Source organism: Streptomyces sp. NPDC102441 (assembly GCF_044765585.1).
Taxonomy (GTDB): domain Bacteria; phylum Actinomycetota; class Actinomycetes; order Streptomycetales; family Streptomycetaceae; genus Streptomyces.
The window spans coordinates 188,286-208,720 of sequence record NZ_JBIWKH010000005.1 but is presented as its reverse complement, the minus strand read 5'-3'; the positions used below and the strand labels follow the sequence as shown (position 1 = coordinate 208,720).

Here is a 20,435-nt window from a genome sequence, read left to right as displayed (position 1 = left end):
TGACAACGGATAAGTCGACAGACGGTAACGGATCGGCGCAAAACTCATCATCACGGCTCAACTCCGGCCCATGAGCGCGGCACCGGCCGCCGGCAGCTCGCTGAGCCGGCCGAGCCGGTCCCGCGCGGCGGGAAAGCGGGACTTCACCGTCTCCGCCGCCCGGTCCCGGACGGCCACCTGCGTCTCCCGCAGCCGCAACAGCGGCTCCAGCGCGGAACGGGACAGCATCAGACGCTGATTGACGACCGGTACGGGACCCCAGTGGCTCTTGTACTGCTCCGAACCGCGCAGCAGACTCAGCACACCGCGGTCCAGCTCCCCGGCCTCCCGTGCGATCTCGCGCAGCAGCATGAAGGAGACGTCCACCTTCGCCTCTCTGAGCCGGGGATCGGCCCCGTAGAGATAACCCCCGGTCAGCCGCGCCGACCGGTACGAAAGATCGGCGGCCACCACCTCCCCGTCGAGCAGGAACTCCCTGACCGAGGCCTCGCCGTCGCGCACCATCCGGCGGGTGGAGCGCACCAGATGCGCGCAGAAGCGGGGCCGCAGATGCTCGGGGTTGACCCCTCTGCCGAGCCACTGGAGCTCATGCAGCCGCAGCAGCGTGCCGATCGCGCCCGCCACCCTGTGCACGGGAGCCGGACGGCACTCGATGCCCACCGAGTCGATCCTGCGCAGCTTGGCCCGGGCCCGCTGGGCACGCGAACCGCTCATTCGCCCGATGAGGGCGTCGATCGGCTGGGCCGGCAGCTCCATGCAGGTCGAGTCCGTGCGGCTGCTCCGGGCGCCGGACCACGCCTCGAACAGCAGGTGCGCCGAGGCGTCGGGCCGGACCTCCCGCAGGTCCACGACCGTGTGCGCGGCCGCACGGTGGAGCCCGCGCTCCAGCGCGGTGACCGCTGCCGGGGTTTCCTCGCCGTCCACCAGGATGTCGAAGAAGTCGGAGATCGTCCCGCCCATCGGCACCAGCAGGGGCATCGGGCGGTGCACGAGCATCAGCGGCGCCGCACCGATCAGCCGTCCGCCCCGGCGCACCAGGACGACCCGGAGCCGCCCGGGGGCCCCGTAGGAGAGCCACCACGAGTGGAGCCACGCGTGGCTCTGGAACGGCGTGGCGGTGGGACACCGGCGGTGCAGCGCGTCCCACTCCGCGGCGAGTTCCGCGAAGTCCGGCAGATCCCGGCAGAGGGTCACGGTGAGCCGCCCTCGGAGGCCGGTGTTCATCGCACGAGCTCCCGTTCGCCGGTGGCGCCGCCCTGGGCGGGGCCCGGCACCTGGGCCACGGCGTCCCGGCGTCCGGGGCGCGGACGGACGAGCAGGACCAGTCCGCCGGCCAGACCGCCGGCGGCGGCGCCCACGGCCGTACCGAGCGGCGTCGACGGGGACACGGGCTCGACGGGCGGCACGGCGTGCGAGAACTTGACCAGTTTCACGCCGGTCTCCTTCGCGACGTGCCCGCTGCTGACGACCACCGCCTCCGTCACCGCGTCGGCGATGTCCGCGGCACGGCGCGGGTCGGCCGACGTACCGGTGACCGCGATCATGGGCGAGTCCGGGGAGGTCTCGGACCGCACGTGCGTGCGTAGTTCGCGCACAGGTTCCCCGGCGGCGCCTTTGGCGTAGGCCAGGGTGGCGTCGCTGGTGGCCAGTCGGCCGTACGACTGCGCGTAGCCCAGGGCCGCGGCCGGATCGATGTCCTTTCCGGCGGTGACCATGGCGTAGCTGGTGGCCGCGTACTCGGGCGGGGCGAGCACGCCGTACGAGAATCCGCAGGCGGCTCCGAGCAGGACACAGGCGGGCAGCGGCCACCGGCCGGTCCGTACGGATGCGGGGCGGAGCCTGCGGAACCGTCCTGGGACGGGCGGCTGCTGCTCGGGCGACTCGGTCATGATGGTGCTCTCTCGGTCGGGGGAACTGTGGCGGTGTCGATGGCCCGTGCGTAGACGTCCATGAGGCGTCGGCTGCTGAGCCTGATGTCGTACTGGTCCACTGCGGGAGGCGGCGGCAGCCTGGGGCCGCCGCTCTCCATGCGACGGCGCAGCGCGGCTGTCAGCTCCTCCGTCGGATCCGCCGCGCCGGAGCCGGAGTCGATGCGGGTGGCGCCCGGCACCCGGCCCGCCGGAAGGTCCTCGATGGCGGGGCAGGCCGCGTGCACCACGGGCAGTCCCGCGGCCAGGGCCTCGACGACGGCAAGACCGAAGGACTCCTCGCGGGACGCCGAGACGAACATGTCGAGGGCACTGAGCACCGCCGGAACGCCGGGCGCGGCACCCGCGGCGCCGCACTCGCCGAGGAACCTGACACGGCCGCTCACACCGAGCCGGCCGGCGAGAGAGCGCAGGGCCCCGGCTTCCGGCCCGTCCCCGGCCAGGACGAGCCAGGCACCGGGGAGCGCGGCGACGGCACGCACCAGCAGGTCGAAGCGTTTGCCGGGAACCAGCCTGCCCACGCCCCCCACCACGAAGGCACCGTCGGGAAGACCCAGCAGGGCACGGGTGGCGAGCCGTCGCGCGCCGTCGAAGCGGAACGCCGCCACATCGATGCCGTTGGGCACGGTATGGATCCGGGCGGCCGGCACACCCCAGTCGCGCAGCCTGCCCGCGACGGTGTCGGAGACGGCGACCGTCGCCGCCCCGAGCCGCTCGGTGCGCAGATAGAGCTCCCGGGTGGAGCGGGTCAGCGGCCGTCCCTCGATCTCCGCGCGCCCCAGCGAGTGCTCCGTCGACACGACGGTGGTCCCGGCGAGACGCGCCGCGATCCGGCCGTAGACACAGGCACGGTAGAGGTGCGTGTGCACGAGGTCGTACGAGCCGCGGCGGATGAGGCGGGCCAGCCGGGGCACCGCGCCCAGATCCCGGTTGCTCCTCATCCGCAGGTCCCGGACACGGACGCCGTCCGCGCGGAGCCCTTCCGCGACCGCTCCCGGGTTGGTGAGCGTCACGACGTCGCAGTGCACCGGCAGATGACGCAGCAGCAGCCGCAGCTGCTGCTCCGCCCCGCCGACGCCGAGGCCGGTGATGACGTGCAGCGCTCTCACTCGGCGTCACCCGGCCCCATGGCGCCGGGTGAGCGGTGCCGCAGCCGGTGCCGTACCTCCTTGGCCCGCAGGCGGGCGCCCCGGTCGGCGTGGCTGACATGGGTGCGGGGAAGGGCGAGCGGCCCCGACAGCGAGCCGGGAGCGAGGGCGCACCCGTACGCGTACCCCGCCTCCCGCACGGACTCGACCACCCGCCGGTCGGCCGTGCCGTACGGGTAGCAGAAGCCGGACGGAGCCTGCCGGACGATGAGCCGCAGCGCCTCCCGGCTGCCGTGTGTCTCCCGGCGCAGCTCGTCGTCGGACAGCGCCGTCAGATCCCGGTGGAGCATGCCGTGCGAACCGACCTCCATACCCGCCGCGGCGACGGTGCGGATGCCCTCCTCGGTCAGCAGCGGTCTGCGCGGGCCGAGCGGATCCCAGGCGTTGGAGCCGCCGGGCCGGCCGGGCAGGACGAACACCGTCGCGTTACAGCCGTGGGCGAGCAGTACCGGGAGTGCCTCGTCGAGAAAATCGGCGTACCCGTCGTCGAAGGTGAGCCCCACCAGCCCTCGCTTCCCGGCGCGCCACGCCCGCAGCAGCGCCGCGATCCCCACACCGGTGAGTCCCCGGCGCCGCAGCCAGGTCAGCTGCTCGTCCAGGCGGTCGGCGGAGACGGTGATGCCGTACGGATCCTCCGTGGGATCGCTCACCGAGTGGTAGGTCAGGATCCACGGCTGGGACCGGAACGGGAACGTACGGGCACGGGGCGCCGAAGTGTCAGCGGTCATGACGGAACCTCTGTCGGATGAGTGCCAGCAGATGAACGGCATCGGGGATTCTGAGCACGAGCGCGGTGAGAAGGAACGTCATGGGCACGATCAGGCACCCGGCCGCCAGCCCCGGCAACGGTCTGGGCACCAGCTCCGTGGCCAGCCGGCCGGCTGCCGCGGCAGCCGCCGCCGCGGCAGCCGGCCGGGCGAGGGAGAGGGCGACGGCCCAGGCCCGTACGGCGACCGCCCGCGAGCCCAGGCCCAGGAGCATCAGCAGAGCGGCCGTGCTGATGCCGACGGCATTGGCGACGGCGATGCCGTTGACGCCGAACGGGCCGGTCAGCAGGGCTCCGGCGGCAGTGGTGACCAGGAGTCCGGCACCCATCGAGCCGAGCGGATACCAGGTGGGCCGGCCGGCCGAGAAGTACGGCCGGCACAGGGCACCGACCAGGGTGTGGCCGAGCAGACCGAGCGCGTAGACCCGCATGACACCGGCCGTGGCGGCGGTGTCCGCGGCGTCGAAGGCGCCGCGCTGGAAGAGGACTTCGACGATACGGGGCGCACAGCCGAGCACCATGGCAGCGCCCAGCAGCACCACGGTCCCGGCCAGGGCGAGATCCCGTTCGACCCGCTGCCTGGCACCCTCCCGGTCCCCGGCCGCCATCGCCCGGGCGACGACGGGGAAGGTCACCGTGCAGATCATCATGGCCAGTACCATCGGCAGCTGCGCGACCTTCTGCGCGTAGTTGAGATGGGAGATGGCGCCGTCCGGCAGCGACGAGGCGAGGAAACGCTCGACGAAGACCTGCGACTGACGGCTCACCACGAACAGGACGACGGGCGCCAGGACCGTCGCCCCGAGAAGGGCGGATCCGGAACCCCGCTCCCGGGCCGCCGGCCTCCGGCTCCGCGCCGGCATCAGCCGCAGATACGTGGGGAGCAGGGTCAGGATCATCAGCACGCTGCCCACGGCTACCCCCGCGGCCGCGGCCCTCACCCCCCAGACGGAGTGCAGCGCCAGCGTCATGCCGATGATGCCGATGTTGTACGCGATGTAGACACCGGCCGGAGCCAGGAACCTGCCGTGCGCCCGCGACGCCGCGCTGAAGTACCCCGTGATGCCGAAGGTGAGCACCGTGACGGACGTCAGACGTGTGCAGTCCACCGCGAGCCGGGGATCGTCCAGTCCGGGAGCCAGGATGCCGACAACCCACGGCGCGCCCCAGACCAGCAGCCCTCCCGCGCAGGCCAGCGCGGCGAACAGCCGGGGGAGGGTGTCGGCCACCAGGACGCGGACCGGGTCCTGCGCGTGGCCGCCGGCGGCCCGCCGGGTCAGCGCCAGGCTGAACGCGGGCACGAGCAGCAGCGCCATGCCGTCCTCGATCAGCAGCGTGGCCGCCATCTCCGGCACCGTCCAGGCGATCAGAAAGGCGTCGCTGGCGTGACTGGCGCCGAAGAGCCGGGCCACGGCCTGGTCCCGGAGGAGCCCCAGCAGGGCCGCGATCACCGTCAGCCCCGCGGCGCCCCCCGCCGCCCGGGCGAGGAATCGCCCCGACCGCACTGGGGAATCACGCGTGGATGTTCCGGTGACCGGCACCTCAGCGACCGGATCCGTGACCGTCCCCCTCACGCGTCGGCCGTCCTCTCCGGCTCCGCCAGCGCCCACCACGCGGCGAGGCCGAGCACGATCCCGGTCAGGACGGTGGAAGGGCCGCCGATGTCCGCGTACAGGAAGTCGACCGTCTGCCAGGTCATCAGCCCGACGGCGGCGAGCCCGCAGTCGACTGCCGCGGCTCCACGGGCCCGTGCGAGCACCAGCCTGCGCACCCCGCCGGCCAGGAGCGCCGCCCAGGAGCCCACCAGCGTGGTGAAGCCGATGAGTCCCTGCTCGCTGAGCACCAGCAGATACATGTTGTGGGGGGAGAGCAGCGGCTGCTTACGGAACTCCTGGCCTGCCCCCGCCGTGTCGCTGCCGGCGGAGAGCCCGATCGAGGCGTGCCCGTCCCGGTGCGCGGGGAAGCCCTTCAGCCCGACGCCGGTCGCGGGGTGCTCGCGCCACATCCCCGCCGCAGCGGCCCACATGGTGTAGCGGTCGTTCACCGACCGGTCGGGCGCGCTGGTCACCTCGGTGATGCTGGTGAGCCGCTGCGAGATCATCTCCGACCCGACGCCGAAACCGCCCACCAGGACGACGCCGGCCGTGCCCAGCACCGCCAGGACGCGGACGGCCTGCCGGAGCCCGGTCAGCGCGATCACGGCGAGTGCTCCCGCCGCCGTCGCGATCCACGCTCCCCGGCTGAACGACAGCACGAGCGGGACGGCAAGCAGCGCGGCGGTCACGGCAGTCCACGGCCTCAGCCGGCGCGGTGTGCCGGCGGGGGTGCGGAGCGCGTACGCTGCGGCCGCCACCAGGCCGTAGCCGACGACCGTGGCCATGCCCATCACATCGCTGGGGCCGAACGTGCCGACAGCGCGGATGTTTTCCCCCATGTAGGAGGCACCGGTGCCGGTGACGTACTGGTGCACCCCCGCCGCACCCTGGACGGCCGCCAGCACCACGAGGGCCGCCGCGACGGCCCGGAACCCTGCGGCGTCCCTGACCAGGAGCAGGACAGCGGCCGGTACGAGGACGAAGATCTGCAGGTACCGCACGAACCCCGGCAGGGCCGCCACCGGGTCGGCGGCGGTGACCGTGGCCAGGGCCAGGCCCACCACGGGAAGCCCGAGCGCGATCGCCGCGGACGGTGTGAGCGGACGCCTGCGCAGGATCAGAAGCCGGGCCACGCAGACGAGGACGGCCACACCCGAGAGGAGATCGGCCGCCGGCACACCGGCCACGGCCCAGGGCGACGTGTCGTCGGACGGTACGGCCACGAGCAGAACCGTCGCGATCAGCGGCAGCAACGGCCAACGGCCGCCCCACCGGTGAGCCGGCGTCCTCTCCGGTGTGGCCGGTGCGACGGGTGCCGCGGTCATGGTGAGTGTCACTGGTCAGCTGCCTCCGAGCCGGAACACCGAGCCGGCCGTGCGCGCCAGCACGCACATGTCCTGCCACAGCGACCATGTCTCGATGTACCGGTTGTCGAAGCGCGCCCGGTCCTCGATCGAGGTGTCGCCGCGCAGACCGTGCACCTGGGCCAGTCCCGTGATGCCGACGGGCATCCGGTGCCGGTACCGGTAACCGGGATGCTTCCGGCTGAACTGCTGGACGAAATAGGGGCGTTCGGGGCGTGGCCCGACCAGGCTCATGTCTCCGCGTACGACGTTCCAGAGCTGCGGCAGCTCATCGAGCGACGTCCTGCGCAGCAACCTGCCGACGCGGCTCATGCCCCGGTCCGCCGCCACGTTCCACCGGGTGGCCGACTCGTGCGCGTCGGCGCGCAGCGTGCGGAACTTCAGGAGGACGAACGGGCGTCCGTGCCCGCCGATCCGCTCCTGGCGGAAGATGACGCCCGGACCGTCGCACACACGCACGGCGAGAGCGCAGGCGGCCATCACCGGGGACGCCGCGACCAGGGCGACCATGGCCAGGACCGCGTCCATGGCACGCTTCACCCGGTGCGCCCCCGGACGGTGCGGCCCCGGGTGCAGCGCGTGCGCCGCGAACCCCCACACATGGTCCGGCCGGGGTGCGGACCGGTACGGCGCAGGTGCCTGATCGGTGATCAGCCACACCCGGCAGCCGTGCCGCGCGAACAGGGCGAAGAGTTCCGCCCCGCCGGACGCGGCCTCGGGCGGGACCGTGAAGACGGCGTGCCGTACGGAGTTCTGCACGACCGCCCGTCCGGCGTCCTGCACCGACGTCAGGACGGGCAGGGGCGCTTCGCCCGCCGGCAGGTCCGCCGCCTGGTCCGCATCCGGGCCGGAGCCCGCCACCCGGCCGACCGGTCGCATCCCGTACCGCGTGTGCTCCTGCAGAACGGCGACGACCCGGTCGGCCGACGGACCGTCGCCGACCACCAGGGTGGACTGCGGATCACGTGCGGCCGACCACAGCCGGGACCGGTGGACCACGGCGCGTGACCCGCAGCTCACCAAAGTCTGGAAGCCGGCCGCGAGGCCGAGCGCCAGCCACCCGGCGGCGTGGCTCGGATCGTGCGCGGACATCGTCTCGGCGGCGACGTACCACTGCACCACGGCCAGCCCGGCCAGCGCGGGCAGTTCGGCCAGGGCGGACGGGGAGAGCCCGGTCCGGTACAGGCCCCGGTAGGCGTTCAGGAGCAGCTGGGCGGCGGCCTGCAGGAGGGCGACGACCGTCGGCCACGGCCCAGGTGCGACCAGGGCAACGGCCATGCCGAGGGCGAGTACGTCGCAGGCCATCAGCTGCGCCGGAGCCCGGACCCACCCGAGGCCCCCTGCGGTCCGTGGGGCCGCGGCGCCCTCCCTGCCGCTGCGCGGCGGGCGGATCGTGGGAGCCGCACGCCGTACGGCGGTTGCCTGGGCGGCTCGGGGGACAGGTGCACTCTCCGTCGTCATCGCTCGGTGCGCTTCCTCGTCGTGGGATGGGACTGGCCGACAAGTTCCTGGTAGAGACGCAGGACCGCTCCGGCGGTCTTCGTCACGTCGAAGACCGACCGGGTGCGGCTCTGCGCCGTGCGGCCGAGTTCCGCCCGCAGCGCCGGGTCGCCCAGCAGCGTGGTGAGCGCGTCCGCGAGGGCCCCGGGGTCATCGGGCGGCACGAGGCAGTGGGACAGGTGTCCGGGCGGCAGGCTCTCCCTGGCCCCGTCGACATCGGTCAGCAGGACCGGCGTGCCACAGGCCATCGCTTCGAGGGGGGCCAGCGCCATTCCCTCCCAGCGCGAAGGGAGGACCAGCAGGTCCGCCGCGTGGATCCAGGGCCGCACATCCTCGCTCCCTCTCGCGAAGAGCACGCCGGGAGGGGCGGTGCGGCGCAGTTCGTCCCCGTACGGTCCGTCGCCGACCAGGACCAGTCGCGCACCGCCCGGCGCTGCCGTCCGCCAGGCCCGCAGCAGCACGTCCTGGCCCTTCTGCCGGCTCAGGCGTCCGACGCACACGACGAGCGGCACCTCGGCCGGGATCCCGTCGAGCACCGGGAGCGAGGAACGGGCCGACGCTGCGGTGTCCTCGCGGGCCGGCCGGAAGCGGGAGAGGTCGACGCCGTTGTGGATGACCGACCAGCGCGCCGTGATACCCGCGCGCTGTCCGGTCAGACGCTCGGACTCGCTGACACAGAGGATGCGGTCGCTCCACCGCGCCCCGAACCGCTCCCACGCGGCGGCCAGTCCGGCGGCCCGGCCTTCCAGGGCCTCGAACGACCAGGCGTGCGGCTGGAACACCGTCGGGATCCGGCCGCGCACGGCCAGCCGGCCGGCGAGCCCGGCCTTCGCGCTGTGGGCGTGGATCACATCGGGGGCGCACGCGCGGATCAGACTGCTCGCCGTGAGGATCTCCCGGCCGAGCCGGGGGCCGGGGGCGCGCTCCGCCGGCCAGGCGCACACCCGCGCCCCGGCGGTGGACGCCCCGGACGCCAGCGGCCCGTCCGGCGGGCAGGCCACGACGGGCCGCAGCCCCGCCCGTACCTGTGCCGCGACGAGGTCGGTCACGACCCGTGCGACTCCCCCCTCCACCGGCTGGACCAGGTGAAGCACTGTCAGCCGACTCTCGTCGGTGCAACTCTTCTGCAGCACGCACGGCTCTCTTTCACAGGCCCCCGAAGAGCCGGTTCGGGAAAACACCGGCGGCAAGGAAAATGGCGGCGGAGATCAAGTGGATAAAACCGAACTGAACTCTGGCAGACCGTGCGTGGGAAAACACGCATGACTCGCGCTCGTATCCGGATGGCTTACCCCCGGACAGGCCCCCGACCACCGGTTCCCCGAGTTCTGCGGCGTGTCAGACTGCTACGGATGCATTTGTCCGTCACTGTGCCGCATGATGGCCGTGCCGTACGCCTCTCCTGTGTCCCGAGGCTGTATTCCGATGACGTATCCAGTGGGTTCCGGATGTGTCCGCCGTTAATGTGTCGCAATTCCCGGCCAGTTGAGCTCGGGAATTCCCGCTGCCGGTTTCCGGTCGCCCGGTACGGCATTCTCCGGGTCGGCTCCCTCTTCGTGCGAACCGGCCTGCCATGGCGAGAAGGCCCCGGATCCGTCGTGGGCCGGACGTGCAGCCGACGGGCCGCGTACCCGGGAGCGCCGCCGGACAGGCAGTATCGGGTACAACTCGTGGTGATCGTCCGTCCGGTGGCGGTCCGCGAACGGCCGATGAGGACAGAGGAGAAGCGATGGTTCACGAACGGGCCGGTCAGCCGGCGCAGCCCGGAGACCTGGTGGACGTGGCACGGCTGGTGACGGCCTACTACACGGTCCACCCCGACCCGGACGAGCCCGGCCAGCGTGTGGCCTTCGGAACGTCGGGGCACCGCGGATCGGCGCTCGCGGCGGCGTTCAACGAGGACCATATCGCCGCCACCACCCAGGCCATCTGCGACTACCGGAAGCGGCAGGGAACCGACGGGCCGGTGTTCCTCGGGGCCGACACCCACGCGCTGTCCGAACCCGCCCGGATCACGGCGGTGGAGGTACTCGCCGCCAACGGCGCCACCGTCCTGATCGACAGCGACGACGGCTACACCCCGACCCCGGCCGTCTCGCACGCGATCCTGACGTACAACCGGGACCGTACGGCCGGCCTCGCGGACGGCATCGTCGTCACGCCCTCGCACAACCCGCCCGCGGACGGCGGGTTCAAGTACAACCCGCCGCACGGCGGGCCGGCCGGCTCCGACGCGACCTCCTGGATCCAGGACCGGGCCAACGCCCTGATCGGGGGAGGGCTCAAGGAGGTCCGGCGGATCCCCTACGCCCGGGCACTGGCCGCCGAAACCACCGGGCGCCACGACTTCCTGACCGCTTATGTCGACGATCTCCCGGCCGTCCTGGACCTGGACGCCGTACGCGATGCCGGGATCAGGATCGGCGCCGACCCCCTCGGCGGCGCATCGGTCGCGTACTGGGGGCGCATCGCCGAGCGGCACCGGCTCGACCTCACGGTGGTCAACCCGCTCGCCGATCCCACCTGGCGTTTCATGACGCTGGACTGGGACGGCAAGATCCGCATGGACTGCTCATCCCCGCACGCCATGGCCTCGCTGATCGAGCAGCGCGACGCGTACACCATCGCCACCGGCAACGACGCGGACGCCGACCGGCACGGCATCGTCACGCCGGACGGGGGGCTGATGAACCCGAACCACTACCTGGCCGTGGCCATCCGGTATCTCTGCTCCCACCGGGAGAACTGGCCCGCCGGCACCGGCATCGGCAAGACCCTGGTCTCCTCCTCCATGATCGACCGGGTCGTCGCGGACCTCGGACGGCGACTGGTGGAGGTCCCCGTGGGCTTCAAGTGGTTCGTCGACGGGCTGTTCGGCGGCACGCTGGGGTTCGGCGGAGAGGAGTCCGCCGGAGCATCCTTTTTGCGCCGCGACGGCCGGGTGTGGACCACCGACAAGGACGGCATCCTGCTCGCCCTGCTCGCCTCGGAGATCACGGCCGTCACAGGCTCCACCCCCTCCCAGCACTACGGCGAACTCACCGCCAGGTTCGGCGACCCGGCCTACGCCCGTATCGACGCCCCCGCGACCCGGGAGCAGAAGGCGGTGCTGGCCAGGCTCTCCCCGGAGCAGGTCACCGCGGACACGCTGGCCGGTGAGCCGATCACCGCGGTGCTCACCGAGGCGCCCGGCAACGGCGCGGCCATCGGGGGGCTCAAGGTCTGCACGGACAGTGCGTGGTTCGCGGCCCGCCCGTCAGGCACGGAGGACGTCTACAAGGTGTACGCGGAGAGCTTCCAGGGCGCCGGACACCTTGCCAGGGTCCAGGACGAGGCCCGCGCGCTGGTCTCCGACGCGCTGGGTGCCACGGGCTGAGCGGCCGGGCGGGCGTGCCCGGTCATCCGGGCGCGCCCGACTTCCAGGGTCCGCCGGCCGCGCCCGGATGCCGTGCATACGGTCACGCGCCGGGAACGGTCTGCTCGACCTGCCGGAGGAAGGCGGCGTTGTCGGGGGTCCTGCGGATCCTGTCCAGCAGCGCTTCGAGCATGGTCCGGGAGTCCCTCGACCCCAGGGCGCGCCTCAGGCTCCGTACGGCGGCCAGTTCCCCCGCGGGCAGCAGGAGTTCCTCGCGACGGGTGCCGGAAGGAGTGATGTCGACGGCGGGGAAGACCCGCCGGTCCGCCGACGCCCGGTCGAGGCGGAGCTCCATGTTGCCGGTGCTCTTGAGCTCCTCGTAGAAGTAGTCGTCGGCGCGGGAGCCGGTCTCCACCAGCACGGTCGCCAGAATGGTGAGCGAGCCGCCCTCCTCGGCGAGCCGGGCGGATCCGAACAGCTTCTTGGGGCCGATGAGAGCCCCGGCGTCCACGCCGCCGCTCAGAGTGCGGCCGCCGGCCCCGGCGTTGTTGTTGTGCGCGCGGCACAGCCGGGTCAGGGAGTCGAGGAGGATCACGACGTCGCAGCCCTGTTCGACCAGCCTCTTGGCTCGTTCCACGGCGAGATCCGCGAGCGCGATGTGCTCCTTGGCGGGCCGGTCGAAGGTGGAGGCGTACACCTCGCCGCGCACGGAACGGCGCATGTCAGTGACTTCTTCGGGACGTTCGTCCAGGAGGACCACCATCAGATGGCACTCGGGATGGTTGACGGCGACCGACGCCGCGATCTGCTGCAGCAGCACGGTCTTGCCGGTCTTCGGCGGCGCGACGATCAGGCCGCGCTGACCCTTGCCGACGGGGGAGACGAGGTCGACGATCCGGGGGGCCGGGCCCCCGTCCGGCCGCTCAAGGCGCAGCCGCTCCCGGGGGTGGAGCGGGGTGAGGTCACGGAAGTGCGGACGGCCCCGGAGCTCGTGCGCCGCACGGCCGTTGACGGAGTCGACGCCGGACAGGGCACGAGGGCGCTCGCAGGTCCCTTCGACGACATCGCCCTTGCGCAGGGCGTACCGCCGGATCAGTGCGGGCGACACCTGGACGTCACGGGGGGAGGGATGGCCACCGTCGGTGCGCAGGACGCCATGTCCGTTGTTCGTGGTGTCGAGGACACCGACGGCGGGGACGGGCTGGTTCTGCCGGACTACGGGGCGTTCGAGTGTGCTGGTCATGGGGTGGGTCCTTTCGCGGACATGGCGAATGAGAGGTCCGGCGAAGGCAAGGCGGCGGAATCACGCCTCGTACGACGGGCATGAGAAGCCCGGACCGGACGGAAGAGGTGTTACGAGAAGCTGGATCGCCGGCCGCGAGGGCCGGGCGCAACAGCGGAGAGGAAGCACCGGGGCCCGATGGGGGTGTCCACGCGTGCTGATCGCAACGTACCACGCAAGGCCGGGGAGGGGAAGGCCCGGCCCTCCCGTGGCGTGATGCCGGAAAGCCCTCAGCTGCCGGGGGAACGCCGCGTCGCCGTGCTCCGCTCCGCGAGGTGAGCGTCCATGGTGGAGTTCAGGTCGGTCACGAAGGACTCGAACCGTTCCAGGAGTTCCGGCGGATAGTGCGCCATCGCGGTGTCGAGGCGGCGGGCGAGCGGGCCGAAGAACTCGTCCGCCCGTTCCTGGATGTGCGGGCCGCTGCGCAGGGTGATGACACGCCGGTCGGAGTGCTCGCGGGTGCGGGTGATGTGCCCCGCCGCTTCGAGACGGTTCAGGAGCGCGGTGGTGGCGCCCGTGGACAGGGGGATCCGCTCGCTCAGCCGCGCCGGCGACAGGGGCGTGCCGCGCTCCTCGGCGGCAGCGATCTCAAGCACCGCGGTGGCGTCGGTGGAGTGCAGGCCCAGCCAGGCGGCGAAGCGTCGGCTGAGCTCGGCGTAGTGGCCTCCGTAGCCACGCAGCCCTTCCATCAGCCGCTCACGCTGCGCCGCCACACCGTCCCGCACCGCTTCCTCCATGGGAGGCCCGCCACCTTTCTCTCCTGCCACGCGATCCGCGTCGTCGGCCCGCTTTGACAACCTACCGCCATCAATTTACCTTCATCATGGAATTACTTCACGATGGAGGTACTGAGTAATGCGTGACCCTTCCCCCACCGTCCACGAGGCCACCGAGCCCTACCGATGGCGGTGGCTGATCCTTGTGGTGATGCTGGTCGCGGAGGTCATGGATCTCCTGGACGCCTCCATCGTCAACGTCGCCGGACCAGCACTGGAAAAATCCCTCGGCGCCAGTTCCGTCGGCCTTCAGTGGGTGATCGGTGGTTACGCCCTCACCTTGGGAGCCGGGCTCGTGCTCGGTGGCCGGCTCGGTGACCGTTACGGGCGGCGCAGCATGTTCCTGATCGGCCTGACCGCCTTCACCGCCACCTCGCTGCTGTGCGCGCTGGCGCCGAACATCGAAACACTGATCGCCTTCCGGCTGCTGCAGGGCGCCGCCGGGGCGATGCTGCTGCCGCAGGGCCTCGGCCTGCTGCGGGAGAACTTCACCGGGCCCGAACTCACCAAGGTCTTCGGGATCTTCGGCCCCGTCCTCGGGCTCGGCGGCATCATCGGCCCGGTCCTCGGCGGCTTCCTCATCGAGGGCGACTTCTTCGGCCTGGGCTGGCGGTCGGTGTTCCTGGTCAACCTGCCCATCGGCATCGCCGCCCTGGCAACCGCCGCGAAGTGCGTACCGAAGAAGGCCGGCGACCGCACGGTGAGCGTCGACATGTCCGGCGCGGCGCTGGTCGCGGCATCCTGCGCGCTCCTCGTCCTTCCCCTGAACCAGGGACAGGAGGACGGCTGGCCACTGTGGACATGGCTGTGCATGGCCGCCTCGGCCATCGGGTTCGTCCTGTTCGCGGTGCACCAGCGCCGTACGGCAGCGGCGGGCCGTGAACCGCTGGTCACTCCCGGCCTGCTGCGCAAGCCCGCCTTCACCGTCGGGCTCGGCGGCATCGCCCTGTTCTTCGCCGGACTCGTCGGCACGCAACTCGTGCTGACCCTCTACCTCCAGATCGGCCGGCACTTCACCGCCGGTGACGCGGGACTCGGTAACCTGCCGCTCGCGGTGGGCACGGCGATCGGCGGGGCGGTCAGCGGCGCCTTCCTCGCGGACAGGATCGGCCGCAAGGTCCTCCAGATCGGCCCGCTGGTCCAGCTCGCCGGTGCGACACTGCTCTGGTTCGAGCTGGACGGCCTCACCACGGCCGCGTTCTCCATCTGGGACATCGCCCCGGGCATCACCGTCTCCGGCATCGGCGCGGGCATGGTCATCGCCGCCCTGTTCAGCTTCGTCCTCGCCGCCGTCGACGACAAGGAGATCGGATCCGCCTCCGGAGTCCTGTCCGCCGTCCAGTCCATCGGCGGCTCCGTCGGCGTCGCCGTCTTCGGCTCCCTGTTCTTCGCACGGGCCGAGAGCGGCGACTTCACCGGCGGACTCCACCACGCCCTCATCGTCCAGGCATGCCTCCTGGCCGCTTTCCTCGCCATCACCTTTCTGCTGCCCGGGCAGGGGCGCCCCGACGAGGACCAGCACGGCATCGCCGACGACACCCCCACCGGCACACGGCGCGCCGCCGTGTGAACCCGGGCAGGGCGGCCCTCAGTCCTCCCCGCGGAACGCCTGCAGGATCTGCCCGGCGGCCAGCGTCGCCGTCAACTCGCCCTCACGGACCAGCTTTTCGACCTCCGGGGTGAGCGCACGCACCGCCGGGTGGCTGCGCAGGCTGTCCAGCAGCTCGTCACGGACCATCGCCCAGGTCCAGTCCACCTGCTGCTCGCGGCGCTTGGCCGACAGCCGACCGGTGGACTCCAGGAGCGTACGGTGCTGCTCCAGTCGCTCCCACAGGGTGTCCAGACCGGTCGACTCCCTGGCGCTGCACGTCAGCACCGGGGGAGTCCAGGCCGCGTCCACGGGGTGCATCAGCCGTAGCGCACCCGCCAGTTCACGTGCGGCGGAGCGGGCGTCGCGTTCGTGCGGGCCGTCGGCCTTGTTGACCGCGATGGTGTCCGCCAGCTCCAGGACACCCTTCTTGATGCCCTGCAGCTGATCGCCGGTACGGGCCAGGGTGAGCAGCAGGAAGGTGTCGACCATGTTGGCGACCGCCGTCTCCGACTGCCCGACCCCGACCGTCTCCACCAGCACCACGTCGTAGCCGGCGGCCTCCATCACCACGATGGACTCGCGGGTCGCCCTGGCCACCCCGCCGAGGGTCCCCGCCGTGGGGGAGGGGCGTACGAACGCCCGCGCGTCCACGGCCAGCCGCTCCATCCGGGTCTTGTCGCCCAGGATGGAACCGCCCGTACGGCTCGACGACGGGTCCACGGCCAGCACGGCGACCCGGTGCCCGAGCCCCGTCAGCAGGGTGCCGAGCGCGTCGATGAACGTGGACTTCCCCACGCCGGGCACCCCGCTGATCCCGATCCGCCTGGCCTGCCCCGAACAGGGCAGCAGCTCGCTCAGCAGTCGCTGCGCCAGCACCCGGTGATCTGGGCGGGCGGACTCGACGAGAGTGATCGCGCGTGCCACGAACGCACGCTTCCCGTCGAGCACACCCCTGACGTACGCGTCGATGTCGATCTTGATGTGCCGCGCCATCCGTCAGCGGCTCACAGCTCGTGGCCGAGCGCGGCACCGAGCCGCGTGACCAGATCGTGGGCGGCGTCCGGGATCACGGTGCCGGGCGGGAACACCGCGGCGGCACCCGCCTCGTGCAGCGCCTCGATGTCCTGCGGCGGAATGACCCCGCCCACCACGATCATGATGTCCTCCCGGCCTTCGGCGGCCAGCTCCTCGCGCAGCGCGGGCACGAGTGTGAGGTGACCGGCGGCGAGCGACGAGACGCCCACGACGTGCACGTCCGCCTCGACCGCCTGCCGGGCGACCTCGCCCGGCGTCTGGAACAACGGGCCGACGTCGACGTCGAAGCCCAGGTCGGCGAAGGCCGTCGCGATCACCTTCTGGCCGCGGTCGTGACCGTCCTGGCCCATCTTGGCGACGAGGATGCGCGGACGCCGCCCCTCCGCCTCCTCGAAGTCGTCGACCAGCGTGCGGGTACGGTCCACGGACGGGGACTCTCCTGCCTCTTTGCGGTACACCCCGGAGATCGTACGGATCTGTCCCGAGTGCCTGCCGTACACCTTCTCCAGCGCGTCGGAGATCTCGCCGACCGTGGCCATGGCCCGGGCCGCGTCGACAGCCAGCGCCAGCAGATTGCCGTCGAGCCCCGGGCCCGGGTCCCGCCCGGCCGCCTCCGTCAGCGCGCTCAGCGCCGCCCGGCAGGCCGTCTCGTCGCGTTCCTCGCGCAGCCGGCGCAGCTTCTCGATCTGCTGGGTGCGTACGGAGGAGTTGTCGACCGACCGGACGTCGATCTTCTCGTCGGTCTCGACGCGGTACTTGTTGACGCCGATGACGGGCTGGCGCCCGGAGTCGATCCGGGCCTGGGTGCGGGCCGCGGCCTCCTCGATGCGGAGCTTCGGGATGCCCGCGTCGATGGCCTTGGCCATGCCGCCGGCCGCCTCGACCTCCTCGATGTGCTGCCAGGCCCGCGCCGCAAGGTCGTGCGTCAGCTTCTCCACGTACGCACTGCCGCCCCACGGGTCGATGACCCTGCAGGTGCCGGACTCCTGCTGGAGCAGCAGCTGGGTGTTGCGGGCGATCCGCGCCGAGAAGTCCGTCGGGAGCGCGAGCGCCTCGTCCAGGGCGTTGGTGTGCAGCGACTGGGTGTGCCCCTGGGTCGCCGCCATCGCCTCGACACAGGTACGGGTCACGTTGTTGAACACGTCCTGCGCGGTCAGGGACCAGCCGGACGTCTGCGAATGGGTGCGCAGCGAGAGGGACTTGGCGTTCTTCGGGCCGAACTCCCTGACCAGCCTCGCCCACAGCAGCCGCGCCGCCCGCAGCTTCGCGATCTCCATGAAGAAGTTCATGCCGATCGCCCAGAAGAACGAGAGGCGCGGGGCGAAGGCGTCCACGTCGAGGCCCGCCGCCTGCCCGGCCCGCAGATACTCCACCCCGTCGGCCAGGGTGTAGGCCAGTTCCAGGTCGGCCGTCGCTCCGGCCTCCTGGATGTGGTAGCCGGAGATGGAGATCGAGTTGTAGCGGGGCATCTTCTGTGAGGTGAACGCGAAGATGTCGGAGATGATCCGCATCGAGGGGCCGGGCGGATAGATGTAGGTGTTGCGGACCATGAACTCCTTGAGGATGTCGTTCTGGATGGTCCCGGCCAGCTTCTCGGGGGCGACCCCCTGCTCCTCCGCGGCGACGATGTACAGGGCGAGCACGGGCAGCACCGCGCCGTTCATCGTCATCGACACCGACATCCGGTCCAGCGGGATGCCGTCGAACAGCTGGCGCATGTCGTAGATCGAGTCGATCGCCACGCCCGCCATGCCGACGTCGCCCGTCACCCGGGGGTGGTCGCTGTCGTAGCCCCGGTGGGTGGGCAGGTCGAACGCGATGGACAGCCCCTTCTGTCCGGCCGCGAGGTTCCGCCGGTAGAAGGCGTTGGACTCCTCGGCGGTGGAGAACCCGGCGTACTGGCGGATCGTCCAGGGCTGGTTGACGTACATCGTCGGGTACGGGCCGCGCACGTACGGCGCGATGCCGGGATAGCTGCCGAGGAAGTCGAGCCCCTCGAGGTCCCGCCCGGTGTACAGCGGCTTGACGTCGATGCCCTCCGGGGTCTCCCAGAGCAGCTCCTCCTCGGACCGGCCGGCCGACTCCTTCACGGCGGCGTGCCACTGGTCCTCGGTGACCCCGGAGGGGGTCCCGCCGTTCAGCGCGACGTCGGAGAAGTCCGGCACAGGGGCCCCGGGGGACGCCGTGGTCTCGGGTGTCTGCATCACGCCACTCCCATGCGGTCGAGTTCGGAGGAGAGTACGGAGACCACGTCGCAGCCGGCGAACACATGGACGTCGGCCCCGGTGAATTCGCCCGGCCGCCCCGCGAGGAAGATCTGGCCGGCGCCCGCGCCCCTGAGAGCGGAGGCGACGGCGTCGCCCTGCTCGGCGTAGAGCGTGTCCGTCGAGCACAGGCAGGCGATCGTGGCCCCACTGGCGGTGAAGGCCGCGGCAGCGGTCGACGCGTCCACCGAAACCGGGACGTGGACGGGTTCGATACCGCCCGAGAGGAAGAGATTCGCCGCGAAGGAGGCCCGAGCGGTGTGCACCGCCGCCGGCCCGAGTGCGGCAAGGAACACCTTCGGCCGGCTGCCCGTGGCCGCGAGGTGCGTGTCCGACCTGGCCCGCAGCGTCTCGAACGCCTCGTCGCGCCTCACCTCGGGCAGCCCGCCGGCCGACGGCGCGGCGGGTACGGGCTCGCGCTCCACCACCCGCTCGTCGAGGGACGGGAATTCGCTGACCCCGGTGACCGGCTCCTTGCGCCGTGCCAGATCCCGGCTCCGGGCCGCCCAGGTGGCCGCGAGCCGCTCCTGGACCATGCCGGAGCGCAGGGCGGCCGCCTGGCCGCCGGCCCGTTCGACCTCCTGGAAGAACGCCCAGGCGGCAGCGGCGAGTTCATCGGTCAGCCGCTCGACGTACCAGGAACCGCCCGCAGGGTCCGTGACCCGGGCCAGATGCGACTCCTCCATCAGGATCGTCGAGGTGTTGCGGGCGATCCGCCTGGCGAACGCGTCCGGCAGACCCAGTGTGTGATCGAACGGCAGTACGGTGACGGACTCGGCTCCGCCGACACCCGCGCCCAGACAGGCCAGCGTCGTCCGCAGCATGTTCACCCATGGATCACGCCGCGTCATCATCACCGACGAGGTGACGGCGTGCTGCCGTTGGGCCCCTGCGCCCGGAGCCCCGCAGACCTCGGCGACACGGGCCCACAGCCGCCTGGCGGCGCGCAGCTTCGCGATCGTCAGGAACTGGTCGGCCGTCGCGGCGTACCGGAACTCCAGCTGCGCGCACGCCTCCTCGACGGAGAGCCCCGACGACGTCAGCGCGCGGAGGTAGGCGACCCCGGTGGCCAGCGAGAGCCCCAGTTCCTCGGCGGCCGAGCCGCCCGCCTCGTGATACGGCAGCGCGTCCACGGCCAGGGAGCGCAGCCCGGGATACTCCCGGGAGCACAGCCGCGCCCAGTGGACGGCGTCGCCCAGCCCCGGCTCGGTGCCCGAGCGTGCGGCCTGCCCGAGCGGATCCACCCCGAGGCTGCCGCGTGCGGCCTCCTTCGCGACACCGCGGGCCTCGTAGAGCCCGAGCAACTCACGGACGGCGGGGCCAGGATCGGCACCCGCGTCGAGCACGACTGGCGCCAGATCGAGATACACGCCCTCCAGTGCGCGGGCGAGGCCGGGTACCGGCACCCCGCCAGGCCCGCCGACGGCCAGCCAGAGCGACGTGACGCCGCTCTCCAGATCGCCGAGCACGGCCTCGTTGAGGCGCACGGGATCGGCCAGCGCGTGGCGCTGGCGCACGTCCCAGCCGGCCGTGGTGTTCCCCGTCGCCCTGCTGCCCCGTGTGAAGGGTGCGAAGCCGGGCAGACCGGGGTCCGCCGATACGTCGGCAGAGGTGTACAGAGGGCGGACCGTGAGTCCGTCCTCGAGTGCGGTGGACAGCGCCTCCTCGGCGGCCGCGCCCGTGACTTCCTTGCCCGACTTGCGCAGTACGCCTTCGACAAGGCTCTGCCACTGGTCGTGGGAAGGGTCGGCGAACTCGGCGGCCGGAGAAAGCCCGTCAGCAGGCAGGACCGTCATGCTCAGATGCTAGGTCAGCACTCCGATGAGCAGCA

At 72.1% G+C, this 20,435-nt stretch carries 15 protein-coding genes; 2 read left to right on the top strand and 13 right to left on the bottom strand.

Annotation, left to right across the window (positions count from 1 at the left end; genetic code table 11):
* Positions 1-57 precede the first annotated feature (57 nt).
* The 8 genes from ACIREO_RS12420 to ACIREO_RS12385 are packed head-to-tail and all read right to left on the bottom strand — an operon-like array spanning position 58 to position 9,434.
* The gene (locus tag ACIREO_RS12420; RefSeq protein ID WP_404107898.1) at positions 58-1,224 is read right to left on the bottom strand and encodes a GNAT family N-acetyltransferase; all 1,167 of its coding nucleotides are present in this window, start codon (positions 1,222-1,224) and stop codon (positions 58-60) included.
* Entirely contained in the window at positions 1,221-1,889 is a 669-nt protein-coding gene (locus tag ACIREO_RS12415; RefSeq protein WP_404107895.1) for a YveK family protein, read from the bottom strand. Before ACIREO_RS12415 ends, ACIREO_RS12420 begins: the two co-directional genes overlap by 4 nt.
* Positions 1,886-3,037: a glycosyltransferase gene (locus ACIREO_RS12410; RefSeq protein ID WP_404107891.1), complete on the bottom strand. Its 1,152-nt coding sequence runs from the start codon at positions 3,035-3,037 to the stop codon at positions 1,886-1,888. The genes ACIREO_RS12415 and ACIREO_RS12410 overlap by 4 nt, the downstream gene beginning before the upstream one ends.
* Positions 3,034-3,804, bottom strand: a complete 771-nt coding sequence (locus tag ACIREO_RS12405) for a polysaccharide deacetylase family protein (protein ID WP_404107888.1) — start codon at positions 3,802-3,804, stop codon at positions 3,034-3,036. Before ACIREO_RS12405 ends, ACIREO_RS12410 begins: the two co-directional genes overlap by 4 nt.
* Complete coding sequence (locus ACIREO_RS12400; RefSeq protein WP_404107886.1) at positions 3,794-5,416, bottom strand: lipid II flippase MurJ; 1,623 nt, start codon at positions 5,414-5,416, stop codon at positions 3,794-3,796. The genes ACIREO_RS12405 and ACIREO_RS12400 overlap by 11 nt, the downstream gene beginning before the upstream one ends.
* Complete coding sequence (locus tag ACIREO_RS12395) at positions 5,413-6,762, bottom strand: O-antigen ligase family protein (RefSeq protein ID WP_404107883.1); 1,350 nt, start codon at positions 6,760-6,762, stop codon at positions 5,413-5,415. Before ACIREO_RS12395 ends, ACIREO_RS12400 begins: the two co-directional genes overlap by 4 nt.
* 15 nt (positions 6,763-6,777) lie before the next feature.
* Positions 6,778-8,262 (bottom strand): sugar transferase, encoded by a 1,485-nt coding sequence (locus ACIREO_RS12390; RefSeq protein ID WP_404107880.1) that lies wholly within the window; start codon positions 8,260-8,262, stop codon positions 6,778-6,780.
* Positions 8,259-9,434, bottom strand: coding sequence for a glycosyltransferase family 4 protein (locus ACIREO_RS12385; protein WP_404107877.1), 1,176 nt, complete (start codon positions 9,432-9,434; stop codon positions 8,259-8,261). Before ACIREO_RS12385 ends, ACIREO_RS12390 begins: the two co-directional genes overlap by 4 nt.
* A 596-nt stretch (positions 9,435-10,030) precedes the next feature.
* Here ACIREO_RS12385 and pgm point away from each other — a divergent pair.
* Positions 10,031-11,677: a phosphoglucomutase (alpha-D-glucose-1,6-bisphosphate-dependent) gene (gene pgm / locus ACIREO_RS12380; protein ID WP_404107874.1), complete on the top strand. Its 1,647-nt coding sequence runs from the start codon at positions 10,031-10,033 to the stop codon at positions 11,675-11,677.
* 82 nt (positions 11,678-11,759) lie between these two features.
* Here pgm and rho read toward each other — a convergent pair whose 3' ends face one another.
* Both rho and ACIREO_RS12370 read right to left on the bottom strand, forming a co-directional pair.
* Complete coding sequence (gene rho / locus ACIREO_RS12375; protein ID WP_404107871.1) at positions 11,760-12,899, bottom strand: transcription termination factor Rho; 1,140 nt, start codon at positions 12,897-12,899, stop codon at positions 11,760-11,762.
* Between the two features lie 269 nt (positions 12,900-13,168).
* A complete protein-coding gene (locus tag ACIREO_RS12370) occupies positions 13,169-13,675 on the bottom strand; it encodes a MarR family winged helix-turn-helix transcriptional regulator (RefSeq protein WP_404107869.1) in 507 nt (168 codons plus the stop codon).
* Between the two features lie 118 nt (positions 13,676-13,793).
* Here ACIREO_RS12370 and ACIREO_RS12365 point away from each other — a divergent pair, with 118 nt between their 5' ends.
* Positions 13,794-15,284, top strand: coding sequence for an MFS transporter (locus ACIREO_RS12365; protein WP_404107866.1), 1,491 nt, complete (start codon positions 13,794-13,796; stop codon positions 15,282-15,284).
* 18 nt (positions 15,285-15,302) lie between these two features.
* On the opposite strand, the gene meaB is transcribed toward ACIREO_RS12365, so the two are convergent.
* The 3 genes from meaB to mutA are packed head-to-tail and all read right to left on the bottom strand — an operon-like array spanning position 15,303 to position 20,400.
* Positions 15,303-16,298, bottom strand: a complete 996-nt coding sequence (gene meaB / locus ACIREO_RS12360; RefSeq protein WP_404107863.1) for a methylmalonyl Co-A mutase-associated GTPase MeaB — start codon at positions 16,296-16,298, stop codon at positions 15,303-15,305.
* Positions 16,299-16,309: 11 nt separating this feature from the next.
* A complete protein-coding gene (gene scpA / locus ACIREO_RS12355; protein WP_404107861.1) occupies positions 16,310-18,544 on the bottom strand; it encodes a methylmalonyl-CoA mutase in 2,235 nt (744 codons plus the stop codon).
* Positions 18,544-20,400: a methylmalonyl-CoA mutase small subunit gene (gene mutA, locus ACIREO_RS12350; RefSeq protein WP_404107858.1), complete on the bottom strand. Its 1,857-nt coding sequence runs from the start codon at positions 20,398-20,400 to the stop codon at positions 18,544-18,546. Before mutA ends, scpA begins: the two co-directional genes overlap by 1 nt.
* Positions 20,401-20,435: the final 35 nt, after the last annotated feature.

What these genes read in the sequence shown, in the direction of transcription:
- ACIREO_RS12420 (WP_404107898.1), bottom strand. Translation starts at nt 1,224, where the DNA reads ATGAACACCGGCCTCCGAGGGCGGCTCACCGTGACCCTCTGCCGGGAT.
- ACIREO_RS12415 (WP_404107895.1), bottom strand. Translation starts at nt 1,889, where the DNA reads ATGACCGAGTCGCCCGAGCAGCAGCCGCCCGTCCCAGGACGGTTCCGC.
- ACIREO_RS12405 (WP_404107888.1), bottom strand. Translation starts at nt 3,804, where the DNA reads ATGACCGCTGACACTTCGGCGCCCCGTGCCCGTACGTTCCCGTTCCGG.
- ACIREO_RS12395 (WP_404107883.1), bottom strand. Translation starts at nt 6,762, where the DNA reads ATGACCGCGGCACCCGTCGCACCGGCCACACCGGAGAGGACGCCGGCT.
- ACIREO_RS12390 (WP_404107880.1), bottom strand. Translation starts at nt 8,262, where the DNA reads ATGACGACGGAGAGTGCACCTGTCCCCCGAGCCGCCCAGGCAACCGCC.
- pgm (WP_404107874.1), top strand. Translation starts at nt 10,031, where the DNA reads ATGGTTCACGAACGGGCCGGTCAGCCGGCGCAGCCCGGAGACCTGGTG.
- rho (WP_404107871.1), bottom strand. Translation starts at nt 12,899, where the DNA reads ATGACCAGCACACTCGAACGCCCCGTAGTCCGGCAGAACCAGCCCGTC.
- ACIREO_RS12370 (WP_404107869.1), bottom strand. Translation starts at nt 13,675, where the DNA reads ATGGAGGAAGCGGTGCGGGACGGTGTGGCGGCGCAGCGTGAGCGGCTG.
- ACIREO_RS12365 (WP_404107866.1), top strand. Translation starts at nt 13,794, where the DNA reads ATGCGTGACCCTTCCCCCACCGTCCACGAGGCCACCGAGCCCTACCGA.
- meaB (WP_404107863.1), bottom strand. Translation starts at nt 16,298, where the DNA reads ATGGCGCGGCACATCAAGATCGACATCGACGCGTACGTCAGGGGTGTG.
- scpA (WP_404107861.1), bottom strand. Translation starts at nt 18,544, where the DNA reads ATGCAGACACCCGAGACCACGGCGTCCCCCGGGGCCCCTGTGCCGGAC.
- mutA (WP_404107858.1), bottom strand. Translation starts at nt 20,400, where the DNA reads ATGACGGTCCTGCCTGCTGACGGGCTTTCTCCGGCCGCCGAGTTCGCC.